The sequence below is a fragment of the Candidatus Poribacteria bacterium genome, assembly GCA_016866785.1.
Classification (GTDB): Bacteria; Poribacteria; WGA-4E.
In genome coordinates this window covers 1-12,707 of record VGLH01000118.1, presented here as the reverse complement: position 1 = coordinate 12,707, position 12,707 = coordinate 1, and the positions used below count along the sequence as shown (strand labels likewise).

Sequence of the window (12,707 nt, the reverse complement as noted above, 5' to 3'; positions counted from 1 at the left end):
GCACTACCAGACGCTCAACGAAGAGGACCTTCGAGCGATCTGGGCTTACCTGCAGACCGTCAAACCCATCCGCAACGCGGTTCCAGCGGCCCTGAACCGCATGGGCAAGCCCTACTAGACCGGCTCGGAGGACGATGCCAGAGAGCGCGACGCCGCTGACTTCCGTGACGGCTCGGGACGGTTCGGAGATGCTGCTCATCCCGGCTGGGTACTTCGTGCGCGGCAACGACTACATCGCTGGTCGCGCCGCGTTCGATGAAGAGAAGCCGAGGCACCGCGTCTGGCTCGACGCCTACCGCATCGCCAAGCGCCCGGTGACATACCGTCAGTACCGCCGGTTCGTCGTCGAGACATCTCACAGGTCTCCTGCGTATTGGGATGACGCCGAACTGGCTGCAGACGACCATCCCGTGATCGGCGTGTCGTGGGACGATGCCTCTGCCTACTGCGCGTGGGCGGGGCTTCGCCTTCCGACCGAGGCTGAGTGGGAAAAGGCAGCGCGGGGCACGGAAGGGGCGCTCTACTGCTGGGGCGATACGTGGGACCCAAGGCGGGGCAACTTCGACGACGACCTGCGCTGCGACGGCAGCATCGACGGATACGCGCGCACTTCTCCCGTCGGAGCCTACCCGCAGGGAGCCAGCCCGTACGGATGCCTCGACATGCTCGGAAACGTCTGGGAATGGTGCGCCGATTGGTTCGCCGAGTACGGCGACGACCCTGAGACGCGGAATCCGAAGGGCCCGGCGTCGAGCGAGTCCGGTGTGCGCGTCCTCAAGGGCGGATCGTGGGAGTTCGCGTCGCAGTTCGGCGTGAGCTGCGCCCACCGCAACTACTTCTTCAAGCCGGAAGCCTTTGACATGGACATCGGCTTCCGACCCGCGTCGGATGCGTGAGGCAGCCTTGTCAACCCCGTAGCCAGCCGCTTCCGTTCCTAGAAGATGCCTCAATGCAGAGAGCCCGACGTTGACCGGAGCTGTTTCGGGGGACCCCATGATGACCGATGATATCGGTGAGAACCGTATCGTTGTCGGGCGCGCCGTGACTCGGCGTCACCCGGTGCATCGCGTGACCAGGAAGGAACGCCCAGACCATGCATAGATTGCTGCACAGCAAATGGGTCCTTGCGATCGTCCTGCTGTTCGCCGCCTTCGGCGTGCTTGCGGCGCTCTCGCTCATCCGGACCCCTCTCACGGCACGCTGGCAGGGAACCGACAGATCGCAGTTCCCGCAGTTCGTCCCGGTGGCGTACGCCGAGTCGCCGACGGGCGACGACTTCGCCGTTCTGCAACGCACGAATCGCGCGATGACCCAGATCATCGGGTCGGCGCGCCGCTCCGTCGTCAGCATCGAGACAACGGCGGAAGTGCGTCCTTCAGGGTCGTCCGGGGAGGGTAACGAAGGGCGCGAGTTCCCATTCGACCTGCCGTTCGACTTCCACTTCCGCATGCCGAACGCACCCCAGGTGCCCCGCGAAGGCGTCGGCTCCGGCGTCATCGTCTCCGCCGACGGCTACATCCTGACGAACAACCACGTCGTCGAGGGGGCGAGCTCCATCCGTGTGCGCACTGACGACGGAGACGAACTCGCGGCGAAGCTCGTCGGACGCGATCCCCGTACCGACATCGCGGTCGTCAAAGTCGACGCGGACGGTCTCACCGCCATGCCGCTGGGCGACTCGGAGTCGTTGCAGGTCGGCGAGTTCGTCATCGCCATCGGCACGCCGTTCCGGCTTTCGCAGAGCGTCTCGTTGGGAATCGTGAGCGCCAAGGGTCGGTCGCAGATCATCGGTCGATCCGATCCCGAATCGGCTCCCTACGAGGATTTCATCCAGACCGACGCGGCGATTAACCCCGGCAACAGCGGCGGCGCCCTGGTCAACATCTACGGTCAGTTGGTGGGCGTCAATACGGCGATCAACTCGCGGACCGGCGTCAACGAGGGAGTCGGCTTCGCGGTTCCCATCAACATCGCCCGAAAGGTGATGGGCGACCTGATCGACAAGGGCAAGGTCGTACGCGCGTGGTTGGGCGTGTACATCTCGGACGTGTCGCCCGAGGTCGCCAAGGAGATCGGGCTCGAACCCGGCAAGGGCGCGATGGTCAGCCAGGTGCAGGACGACAGCCCGGCTTCGCGCGCTGGTCTGAAGCCGCTCGACATCATCATCGTCGCCGACGGCAAGAAGGTCGAGGGCTCCAACCAACTCCGCAACTATATCTCGACGTCCGAGGTCGGGAAGAAGGCCCGGCTGACGCTACTGAGAGACGGCAAGGAGCGCGAGGTCACGGTGACCTTGGGCGAGCTGGACGAGCAGAACGTCGCGGCAGTGCCCTCGTCACGGCGCGAGAGCGCCAACGGCTGGATGGGCGTCACCGTCGAAGAGCTCGACCCGAAGCGCGCGGAAGAGCTCGGCTACGAGGGCGAATCGGGCGTCGTCGTATCAGCCGTGGAACCGGGGAGCCCGGCGGCACGCATCGGCTTGCAGGAGAACACGCTGATCCTCGAGATCGGCGGGACGGCGGTGACCAACCTGAAGCAGTTCCGCGAAGCCACCAAGAAGGCGGGCAACTCCGCGTTCATCAAGTGGCGGCGCGGCAAGATGTATGGTCTGTCCGTGCTGAAGAAGGCGGATTCGTAAGGCAGGCGACCAGCGGACATAAGAATGGTGCCGAGAGGCAGAATTGAACTGCCGACGCTGGGATTTTCAGTCCCACGCTCTACCAACTGAGCTATCTCGGCACGGTGCTTCGGTCCGCGAGTTGTGTAGGAAACATAACTTCTGGACGCCACGCAGTCAAGCTAAAGGCGGGCGTCGTCCGCGAACAGGACGGCGTCCGCCTCGTTGCCCGCCGTCTGGGTGCGTGCTACAATCCTCGCCGCATCGTCGCACTCGCCGGCCTGTCCGTACCAAGCTGGAGCCGAACTTGCGCCGTTTGTGGTGCGCCGCGACCGTTGTCGCCATCGGGTTAGGCGTCCTGTACTCCCTGTCTGCCACCGCTCAGCCCTGGGACCCGCGCCTCTACATGGGCGTCGACGAACTCCAGCGGGGTCAGCGCGGCTACCTGCTCACCGCGCTCGAGGGATCGAAGCCCGAGAAGCTCGAAATCGAGATCCTCAGCGTGGAGCCCAAGTGGTTCGCCAAGGGCGACCTCATCTGGGCGATCGGCGTCGGGGAACGCTTCCGGCACATGGGACCCGTCGCCGGCATGAGCGGAAGCCCCGTCTACGTGGGCGACCGGCTCATCGGGGCGATGGCGTACGGCTACTCCTTCCCGAAGGACCCGATCCTCGGCATCACGCCGATCGCACAGATGCTCTCCGTGTGGGACCGCGACATGGTTCCCAAGCCGCCGATCCGCACCCAGAAGCTCGGGCTCGCTCCCGTTTTGTCGCCGGATGAGTGGTTCGCCTCGCTCAGCGACCCGCACGGCAAGAAGCGCACGGCTCCAGTCATCACCGACGATGTCGTGCGTCGCACGCCAGAGCTCGACTACCTGCGCGGCGCCGAACTGCTGCCTGTGCGCACGCCCGTTGCGCTGTCAGGCTTCCGGGGCGACGCAGCGACGGTTCTGCAAGCCGCGCTGGAATCTTACGGCATGATGGTGCTGCAGTCGGGAGGAGGCGGACAGGTCACGTCGTCCGAACCCGCTGGGACCACGGTCGTTCCCGGAGCTCCGTTGGGCGTCGAAATGGTGCGCGGCGATCTCGGAGCGTTTGGGTTCGGGACGGTGACCCACCGAGAAGGGAACCGGTTCCTGGCATTCGGTCATCCCTTCTTCAGCGACGGCGACAGCTACCTGCCGGTCAGCGCGGGATACATCCATTTCGTGTTCGCGAGCCTGTCGCGCTCCTTCAAGATCGGTTCGCCGACGGGCATCGTCGGGACCTTGGTGCAAGACCGCGAACCGGCGATCGCGGGCGTCCTCGACGGAACGCCGCCGGCGTACCTGCCCTTGCAGGTCACCATCGACGGAGCGCGCGGCAAGGAACGCCAGACCTACAACTACGAAATCGTCCGCCAACGCCAGTTGACCACGAGCCTCGCCCTGTCGTCGGTCATGGCGACGATGACCGGAGCGGAGAAGGACTTCGGCGACTACACGATTCGCGCCAAGTCGCGGATCGAGTTCGCGGACGGTTCCGGGTTCGAGCCGTTCGAGCGCGAAGAGATCATGTCAGGGCAATCTTCGCCCGGCAGCGCGGTCGCTCGAATGCTCTTCCCGGTTAGCACCATGCTGAACAACTGGTTCGAAGAGCTGCCCATCCGATCCATGGCGCTATCGGTTCAGTACGAGGACCGCCGCACCAGCGCCGCCATCGAGTCGGTGCGTCTGGGCAAGACGCGCGTTCGCCCCGGAGACACGATCGAAGTCGCCGTTACCTATCACCCGTATCTCGACGATCCGGTCGTCCGACGGTACACGGTTCGCGTTCCTGAGAACGCCCCAGAGGGGTTTGCCCTTCTGTTCGTCGGGGACGCGGGCGGGTACCAGACTTGGGAGCGGTCTCGCGCAATGGATCGGTTCCAGGCGCAGAACGCCCACCAGTTGCTGGCGCTGCTCCGCGAGGGAGAGAGCCAAGACCGCCTCGTCGCCAGCCTCGTGACGCTGAACGCCGGCGTGGCGATGGCAGGGAACGAGTTGTCGAGCTTGCCGTTGTCGATGCTGTCGGTCATGGATGCCGCCTCGCAGGACGGCGAGGGCAACATGACTCGAGGTTCCGTTCTGACCACGCAGTCGTTCGACACGCCGTTCGTACTCAGCGGGAACACGCTTCTGCCGATTACCATCGATCGTGACGCTCCGTGATCCAGAACGCGCTTCGGATCCGCTCTCGCCAGCCAGCAGGAGAATCGAACCGAATGTCCTTCAGAGGAACCGCCAGCGCGCTTGCCGCATCGGCGCTGATCGCGCTGGGAGCCCCATCCGGCGCGTCGGCGGGAGGCACCCAATACTGGACGCTCCAGTCTCAGCAGGACTGGTCGAACGGCACACCGAAGAACGTCGCCATCGCCGACAGCGGAGAGATGACTCTGGCGCCGGAGATCAAGTCGCTGTCGGATACCGACGACCCGTACGTGTGGAGCCTGGCAGACGACGGCAAGGGCACGATCTACGCCGGAACCGGCAACAGCGGGCGCATCTATCGGCTCGCACCGGGCGACGAGAAGGCGTCGATCTTCGTGGAAACGCCCGAGGTCGCGATCCTGTCGCTGGCGATGGGACCCGATGGCTTCCTCTACGCGGGCACGGCTCCCAGCGGGCTGGTTTACCGGATCGATCCTTCGGCGGAGATTCCGACGCCAACCACCGTGTACCGCGGCGAAGGCATCAGCTTCATCTGGTCGCTCGTATTCGGCGCCGACGGAGCGCTGTACGCTTCCACCGGCGACAAGGCGCGCGTCATTCGCCTGGCTCGCGCGGAAGGCGACTTGTCTCTCACTCCGACGACGTTGCTCGAAGCCGATGAAACGCACCTCATCTCGCTCGCGCTCCGCGACGGACTCCTCTACGCAGGCAGTGACGGATCCGGCTTGATCTTCCGAGTCGATCCTCAGAAGCCCGGCAAGGGATTCGTCGTCCTCGACTCCGAAGAGCGCGAAATCCACACGCTCACCTTCACGCAAAGCGGCGACCTGTTCGCCACGGGTACCGCCGGTCAGCCGCCGCGACCTCAGCGTGGCGGCATGCCTCAGCCGTCGGGTGGCGAGAAGCCGGAGACGACCTCGTACATCTACCGCATCTCGAAGGACGGCGTCGCCCGCCGCATCTGGAAATGCCCGGACGCGCTGATCCTGTGCGTCGCTCCGTACGGGGACGGGAACCTGCTCGTCGGCACGGGGAACGAGGGCAAGCTCTACATCGTGACGCCGCAGGGCGACGCAACTGCGATTGGTTCGGTCGAAGCGTCGCAGACTCTCGTCCTGCGCCGCATCGGCGACCAGATGGTCATCGCCAGCGGCAACACGGGTAAGCTCTTCGCCCTGGGCGCATCCATCGCCCGCGAGGGCACGTGGGAATCGAAGCCGCAGGATGCCGCGATCGTCTCGACCTGGGGAACCGTCCGATGGGACGGCTCCGCGCCGGACAGCGCGTCGGTTCGGGTTCTCACGAGGTCCGGGAACACCGAGAAGCCCGACAAGACGTGGAGCGAGTGGTCGTCGGAGTATGCCGACGCCGTCGGAACTAAGGTCGAGAGCCCGCCCGCGCGGTTCCTGCAGATCAAGATAAAGCTCGCCTCCGAGAACGGCAACGCGGCTCCGATGATCCGATCCCTGACAGCCGCCTATCTCCAAGGTAACGTCGCCCCGGAGCTCCGCGACCTGCAGGTCGCCGTGACCCAGGAAGAGGGCAGGAACGCTCCAGCCCCGGCGCATGAAACGCGGCGCACCGCTCGCTGGAAGGCGAACGACACCAACGGCGATGCCCTGGAATATAGCCTCTACTACCGGCTAGAGGGCGAGAAGCAGTGGCATCTCGTGAAAGACGAGATCAAGCCTACGAACTTCACGTGGGACTCCGCGCCGATGCCGGACGGCGACTATCGGGCAAAGGTCGTTGCGACGGACGCGCCATCGAACCCGGTGGATCGCGCGGTCACGTCCGAGCTCGTCAGCGAGCTCTTCTCCATCGACCACTCGGAACCGCAGATCGGCGAGATCACGGTGAAGCGGATCACGGGCGGCAGCATCCAGGTACTGTTCGTTGCGACGGATGCGACGAGCTACGTCGGCGAGGCGAAGTACAGCGTCAGCGCCGACGACTGGAAGCCTCTCTTCCCCGTGGATGGTATCTTCGACAGCCGGACCGAAACGTTCGAGATCACGCTCCATGGCGTGCCGTCGGATGCGTCGAGCGTTGCCATCGGGATCACCGATGTCGCCGGGAACACCACGACGGCGCGCGCGCGGTTCTAGCGCGACAGCTCGCGCATGAGCGCCCTCAACGTATCGACGACCGTTGTGCCAAGCCCGCGATGGACCGACATCGACACCTCGTAGCGGTACAGGTCTAGCCCGGTGTCCTCCTCGGCGAGGATGTATCCGAGCTCGTCGTTGCCAAGCCCCATCAGGAACACCACGCGAGCCCCCAGTTCCTCGCGTGCTGCATCGCGGATCGCGAAGCCAGGCTTCGGAAGGAGCTCGCCTGGCACGCTGGCGAAGACGACGTCGCCGAGCCGCACCAGGTTCACTTCGGTCTGTATGCGTGCGTCCTTGACGGGCGCTGGGATGACTCCCGCCTCCATCACCAGCCGCAGCCTTTCGTTTTCGACGATGACGTCGAATACGCTGCGGCGTCGTTGAAGGCTCGACCCATCGACGGGCACAGCCTTCCGTGCGGCGGCAAGCGCCGCCTCGCCAACACCGGTTCCGATGCGTTCGGCTTCCTCGAACGTGTGGGCGCGCGACGCGACCGTCACCATGCCGCCCAGGGCTCCGTTGATGAACACCGCCGTACCGCCGAACTCGCGCTCCACCATCGCGTACACGTGACCGGGATAGTCGGCTGTCAGCAGATGGCTGTCCGACCAGAGCGTCTCGGGATGCGCGGTGAAGTTGACCAGCGTCGAGATCGTCTTGCCATCTTCATCCCGCAACTGCAGGATGCGGACCTCGTCGTCGAAGTAGCCCGGTATCCGAGCGTTGTCCGCGATCTCGGGCGCGATCTTCTCGACGCCGACATGAGCCGTCGCCGGCTGAAGTCGCGAGTAGGCTTCCTGGGCGGCTTCCACGATGCGGTCGGAAAGGAACCCCATGTAGTCGGCGTCGACCCCGGTCTCGAACGGCGAGGGTCCCCAGATGCCGATCGTGTCAGGGCCCGAATGCTGATGGCTCGCGCACACGATCAGCCCATCGACAGGCACACCCGACTGGGACAACGCCTCTTTGATCGCTTCGACGCGATGGCGCAGCAGTCCGATCACATCCACTCCCACCAGCAGCACCGTCGTGTCGCCGCTGCGAAGCGCCAAGGCTCGGGCATACAGGTCATCGTGAACGCCTTCGCTCAGGCGCGGCGACTTGAGACCCGCCATGTAGGCGGAACCGGATGGCGTCACGACTCGGGACGCAGCGCCAGCCATGAGTTGCGCGGACGCTGTCGAGGCAGAGATCGACGCCACCGCGACTGCGACGGCAATGCCTTTCGTTGACACGAATCAGCTCCGTTCGATAAGTAGACCGACGCCCGCCTGGGACAGTGTCCTGGCGGGCGTGGGTGCTCGGTGCCGATAGTCGTCGAGGCGTGTCCGCCTACTTGACCTCCACCTTGGCGCCAACTGCCTCAAGAGCCTCGCGGATCTTGGCGGCCTCTTCCTTGCTGACGCCTTCCTTGATGGGCGCCGGAGCCGATTCGACGGCTTCCTTCGCCTCGCGGAGACCCAGTCCGGTGAAGGCCCGCACCTCCTTGATGACCTTGATCTTCTCGGGACCGATGTCCGCCAGAATGACCGTGAACTCGGTCTGCTCCTCGGCTTCTTCCACCGGGGCGGCAGGTCCAGCGGCGGCGACCGGTCCTGCCGCCACGGCGACTGGCGCGGCAGCGCTCACGCCGAACTCCTCCTCGATCAGCTTGACGAGCTTCGCCAGCTCGAGGACGGACAGGCCTTTGATCTGTTCGAGAATGGCATCTGCACTCATTGAGCGGTACTCCTTGTGATCGTAGCGGCGATCGTAGCGGGCTGACGTTCAGCCCTCTGCCGGTGTCTCCGTCTGCTGCTCCACAACACGGTTCAGGGCGATTGCCAGTCCGCCGATGAGGGCGTTGAGGCTCCGAGCCAAGCCTGCAATCGGCGCGTTCAGCACGCCGGCGAGCTGGGCAGCGGCTTCCTGGCGGGTGGGCAGGTCTGCCAGCGAGGTGGCTTCGCGGGCATCGAGCACCTGCTTGCCGAGAACTCCCGCCTTGATCGTCAGTTTATCGACCGTCCGCACGAAGTCGCGAACGACCTTCGTCGGGGCTGTCGGGTCCGTCTGTGACGCCGCCACAGCCGTAGGACCGTGCAGGTATGTATCTAGCCCGTCGATCTCGAGCTGATCGGCTGCGCGCCGGATCAACGTGTTCTTGTAGACCCTGTAGGTCACACCCGCCTGGCGGAACCGGCGACGGAGATCCGTCACCTCTGCGACGGTCAGTCCGCGCATCTCTACCAGGACGGCCGCTTCGCTCGAGGAGAGCACATCCGCGATCTCCTCGACCATCTGCTCTTTCTCTGGCCGTGCCAAGTTGCACCTCCATTCGACACTACGGGCGTTGCGACATCAGCCCATCGACGCCGTCCCAGCCGGGAGCGGACACAAAAAGAGTCTCCACGTCGAGGGAGACTTCATGAGCGAAGGTGCCAGTCTATGGCAACCCGCGTCCTGTCTCGGCAGGGATTACACGGCGATTGCCGATACCTGCTGTCTTCGACCGGATGACCGCGTCGCGATGTGGTGTTCAGCCTGTGCTAAGGCTCCTAGGACAACCCGGAGACGTCGAGCCGCACCCCGGGTCCCATCGTCGGCGACAGCGCCAGACTGCGAATGTACCGACCCTTTGCGGTCGCAGGCTTGGCTCGGACCAGCGCATCAATCACCGTCTGCACGTTCTCGCGCAACTGGTCCTCCGTGAACGAGGTCTTTCCGACCGGCGCATGGACAATCGCCGTGGTGCGGTCCACGCGGTAGTCGATTCGACCACCCTGGATGGCGCGAACCACCGGGCCCAGCTCCGGCGCGATGGTTCCAGTTCGCGGATTGGGCATCAACCCGCGCGGGCCCAGAACGCGGCCCAGCGTTCGCGAGATCACCGGCATCATGTCCGGCGTCGCGACCGCCGCGTCGAAGTCGAGCCACCCGCCCTGAATCCGCTCGACCAGGTCCTCGCCGCCAGCGGCGGTTGCGCCTGCGTCGAGGGCTTCGCGCTGCTGAGCTCCCTGCGCGAACGCGATCACCCGCATCGACTTGCCTGTGCCGTGCGGCAGATCGACGGTTCCTCGGATCGCCTGCTCGGGTTGGCGCGGGTCGACACCCAACCGCGCCGCGAGATCGACCGTCTCATTGAACTTCGTCTTGGGCATGGAACGCACGAGCCGCACCGCCTCGTCGAGCGAGTAGGTGACGTCGCGCTTGACCAGCTTCCGTGCCTCGTTGTATCGCTTGCTCCGCTTCATCGCAGGCTCTCATTCTCCGGTCGTCAGGTTCAGCCTTCGATCGTGATGCCCATGCTGCGCGCCGTGCCGGCGACGATCCGCATCGCCGCTTCGACATCGCCAGCGTTGAGGTCGCGCATCTTGGTCTCAGCGATCTGTCGCAACTGAGCCGATGTGATCACGCCAACCTTGTTCTTGTTCGGTTCGCCCGAGCCCTTGTCGATCCCCGCCGCCTTCTTGAGCAGGATCGGAGCGGGAGGAGACTTGATCTCCATCGAGAAAGACCGGTCGGCGTAGACCGTCACGACGACGCCGACGATCATGCCTGCCTGCGAGGCGGTCTGCGCGTTGAAGGTCTTGATGAACTCGCCGAGATTGACGCCAGTCGGCGCCAAGCTCGGACCTACGGGCGGGCTCGGCGTAGCCGCGCCGCACGGGAGCTGGAGCTTGACTTGCGCTACGACTTTCTTTGCCATCGCGTCTGATCCATTCCTCTACCGTTCAGGTTCTCTCCACTTGGAGGAAATCCAGCTCCAACGGCGTCGCTCGCCCGAAGATCGAAACGGCGAGCTTGAGCCGCTGCTTCTGCATGTCCACGTCCGTGACCTGTCCCGTGAAGCCCGCGAACGGGCCCTCGATCACGCGCACCGAATCGCCCACACCGTATTCGATGTGAACGACCGGTTCCGGCTCGTAGACCTCGCCCTCCCCGACCGCTCCGGGAACGTCGCCGTCAGACAGGGCAGTCGGTTGGCTCTTGGTTCCCAAGAAGCCCATCACGCCCGGCGTCTGTTTGATGAACGCCCACAGATCGTCCTGGTCAGACCCGACGAGGTCCTCGCTGACCTGTACGAATACGTAGCCAGGAAAGACGTTCCGCTCGACGCTGCGCTTCTTGCCGTCTTTGACCTCGCTCACCATCTGCACTGGAATGCGCACTTCCAGCACCTGCTCAGTCCGAGCCATGGCTCGCACACGCTGCTCCAAGTGCGACTTGACCTTTTTCTCGTGTCCCGAATAGGTGTGCAGCACATACCAGGGCATTCGAGCGCTCTCCCGACGAAACCCGACCGAGGCGTCAGTGCGGTGTCCGTCTAGCGGTAGAGGATGTCTGTCACGAGCTTTAGTATGGTGTCCACGCCGAACATGTACCCGGCTGAGATCAGCACGGCGACGATCACGACAGAGGTGTGCGCGATCGACTCCTCGCGGGTCGGCGTCGTCACGCGCGTCCACTCCTGGCGCACTTCCGACACGTATGCCAACACCCGAGCGCGGAACACCATCCCGGCGACGAGCACGCCGACGACGATGATGGAGAACAGGACCCAGTCGAGCTGGTTCTTGATGAACTCAAGCATCGAGCACCATCCCCTGCTGCGACTCGCCTAGTCGAGAACCTTCGTGACGACGCCGGCGCCCACTGTGTGACCACCCTCGCGGATCGCGAACCGAAGCTCCTGCTCCATCGCGATCGGCGTCACCAGAGAGACCTTCAGCCGAACGTTGTCGCCCGGCATCACCATCTCCTGACCCTCCGGAAGGTCGATCACGCCCGTCACGTCCGTCGTGCGGAAGTAGAACTGAGGACGATACCCCGTGAAGAACGGCGTCCAGCGACCACCTTCCGCCTGTGACAGGATGTACACCTCGCACTCGAACTCCTTGTGCGGAGTGATCGACTTCGGAGCCGCGATCACCTGACCACGCTCCACGTCGTCACGGTTGATCCCACGCAGGAGCAAGCCCACGTTGTCGCCTGCCATCCCCTCGTCCAACTGCTTCTTGAACATCTCGACGCCCGTCACCACCGTCGAGCGCGTGTCGCGGATCCCAACCACTTCGATCGTGTCCCCTATCCGAACGCGACCACGGTCCACGCGACCCGTCACCACCGTGCCGCGACCCGAGATGCTGAACACGTCCTCGATCGGCATCAGATACGGCTTGTCCACATCGCGGACAGGCGTCGGAATGTAGCTGTCTACCGCTTCCATCAGGTCCATGATGCACTTGCCCTCGCCGTCGGCATCGCCCGACTCCAGAGCCTTCAGAGCCGAACCGCGAACCACCGGAATCTCGTCGCCAGGGAACTCATACTCGTTCAGAAGCTCCCGAACCTCCAGCTCCACCAGGTCCAGAAGCTCCTCGTCCTCCATCATGTCCACCTTGTTCATGAACACGACGATGTAGGGAACGTTCACCTGGCGCGCCAGAAGCACGTGCTCACGAGTCTGGGGCATCGGACCGTCCGGAGCCGAAACCACCAGAATCGCCCCGTCCATCTGCGCAGCGCCCGTGATCATGTTCTTGATGTAGTCCGCGTGACCCGGGCAGTCCACGTGAGCGTAGTGACGATTGTCCGTCTCATACTCCACGTGCGCCGTCGCAATCGTGATCCCGCGCTCGCGCTCCTCGGGAGCGTTGTCGATGCTGTCGAACGAACGGAAGCTCGCCATCCCCCGCTTGGAGAGAACGTTCGTGATCGCCGCCGTCAACGTCGTCTTCCCGTGGTCCACGTGACCAATCGTCCCAACATTGACGTGAGGCTTCGTCCTCTCGAACTTCTGCTTCGCCAT

Annotated in this window: 12 protein-coding genes and 1 tRNA gene; 4 read left to right on the top strand and 9 right to left on the bottom strand. The window is 64.5% G+C overall.

Translation table 11 applies throughout. From position 1 onward, the window contains the following. Window positions 1-134 precede the first annotated feature (134 nt). Complete coding sequence (locus tag FJZ36_14875; GenBank protein MBM3216186.1) at window positions 135-896, top strand: formylglycine-generating enzyme family protein; 762 nt, start codon at window positions 135-137, stop codon at window positions 894-896. A 197-nt stretch (window positions 897-1,093) separates the two neighbouring features. Further along, window positions 1,094-2,638, top strand: coding sequence for a Do family serine endopeptidase (locus FJZ36_14870; protein MBM3216185.1), 1,545 nt, complete (start codon window positions 1,094-1,096; stop codon window positions 2,636-2,638). 25 nt (window positions 2,639-2,663) lie between these two features. Here the strand turns inward: FJZ36_14870 and FJZ36_14865 are convergent. Continuing rightward, a tRNA-Phe gene (locus tag FJZ36_14865) sits at window positions 2,664-2,739 on the bottom strand. Between the two features lie 185 nt (window positions 2,740-2,924). Between FJZ36_14865 and FJZ36_14860 the strand changes: the two genes are divergently transcribed. Further along, complete coding sequence (locus FJZ36_14860) at window positions 2,925-4,808, top strand: hypothetical protein (GenBank protein MBM3216184.1); 1,884 nt, start codon at window positions 2,925-2,927, stop codon at window positions 4,806-4,808. Between the two features lie 53 nt (window positions 4,809-4,861). Further along, entirely contained in the window at window positions 4,862-6,916 is a 2,055-nt protein-coding gene (locus FJZ36_14855; protein MBM3216183.1) for a hypothetical protein, read from the top strand. Here the strand turns inward: FJZ36_14855 and FJZ36_14850 are convergent. The 8 genes from FJZ36_14850 to tuf form a co-directional block, all read right to left on the bottom strand. Continuing rightward, the gene (locus FJZ36_14850) at window positions 6,913-8,154 is read right to left on the bottom strand and encodes a hypothetical protein (protein MBM3216182.1); all 1,242 of its coding nucleotides are present in this window, start codon (window positions 8,152-8,154) and stop codon (window positions 6,913-6,915) included. The genes FJZ36_14855 and FJZ36_14850 overlap by 4 nt on opposite strands. A gap of 97 nt (window positions 8,155-8,251) precedes the next feature. Beyond that, window positions 8,252-8,638 carry a 50S ribosomal protein L7/L12 gene (locus FJZ36_14845; GenBank protein MBM3216181.1) on the bottom strand — a complete coding sequence of 129 codons (387 nt, stop codon included), beginning with the start codon at window positions 8,636-8,638 and terminating at the stop codon, window positions 8,252-8,254. 48 nt (window positions 8,639-8,686) lie between these two features. Continuing rightward, on the bottom strand, window positions 8,687-9,220 hold the full coding sequence (locus FJZ36_14840) for a 50S ribosomal protein L10 (GenBank protein ID MBM3216180.1): 534 nt from the start codon (window positions 9,218-9,220) through the stop codon (window positions 8,687-8,689). Window positions 9,221-9,453: 233 nt separating this feature from the next. After that, window positions 9,454-10,149 carry a 50S ribosomal protein L1 gene (locus FJZ36_14835; protein ID MBM3216179.1) on the bottom strand — a complete coding sequence of 232 codons (696 nt, stop codon included), beginning with the start codon at window positions 10,147-10,149 and terminating at the stop codon, window positions 9,454-9,456. A 29-nt stretch (window positions 10,150-10,178) separates the two neighbouring features. Further along, on the bottom strand, window positions 10,179-10,604 hold the full coding sequence (gene rplK, locus FJZ36_14830) for a 50S ribosomal protein L11 (protein ID MBM3216178.1): 426 nt from the start codon (window positions 10,602-10,604) through the stop codon (window positions 10,179-10,181). Window positions 10,605-10,629: 25 nt separating this feature from the next. Next, window positions 10,630-11,172 carry a transcription termination/antitermination factor NusG gene (gene nusG, locus FJZ36_14825; GenBank protein MBM3216177.1) on the bottom strand — a complete coding sequence of 181 codons (543 nt, stop codon included), beginning with the start codon at window positions 11,170-11,172 and terminating at the stop codon, window positions 10,630-10,632. A 50-nt stretch (window positions 11,173-11,222) separates the two neighbouring features. Continuing rightward, window positions 11,223-11,489, bottom strand: coding sequence for a preprotein translocase subunit SecE (gene secE, locus FJZ36_14820; GenBank protein ID MBM3216176.1), 267 nt, complete (start codon window positions 11,487-11,489; stop codon window positions 11,223-11,225). Window positions 11,490-11,516: 27 nt separating this feature from the next. Next, on the bottom strand, window positions 11,517-12,707 hold the full coding sequence (tuf, locus tag FJZ36_14815; GenBank protein ID MBM3216175.1) for an elongation factor Tu: 1,191 nt from the start codon (window positions 12,705-12,707) through the stop codon (window positions 11,517-11,519).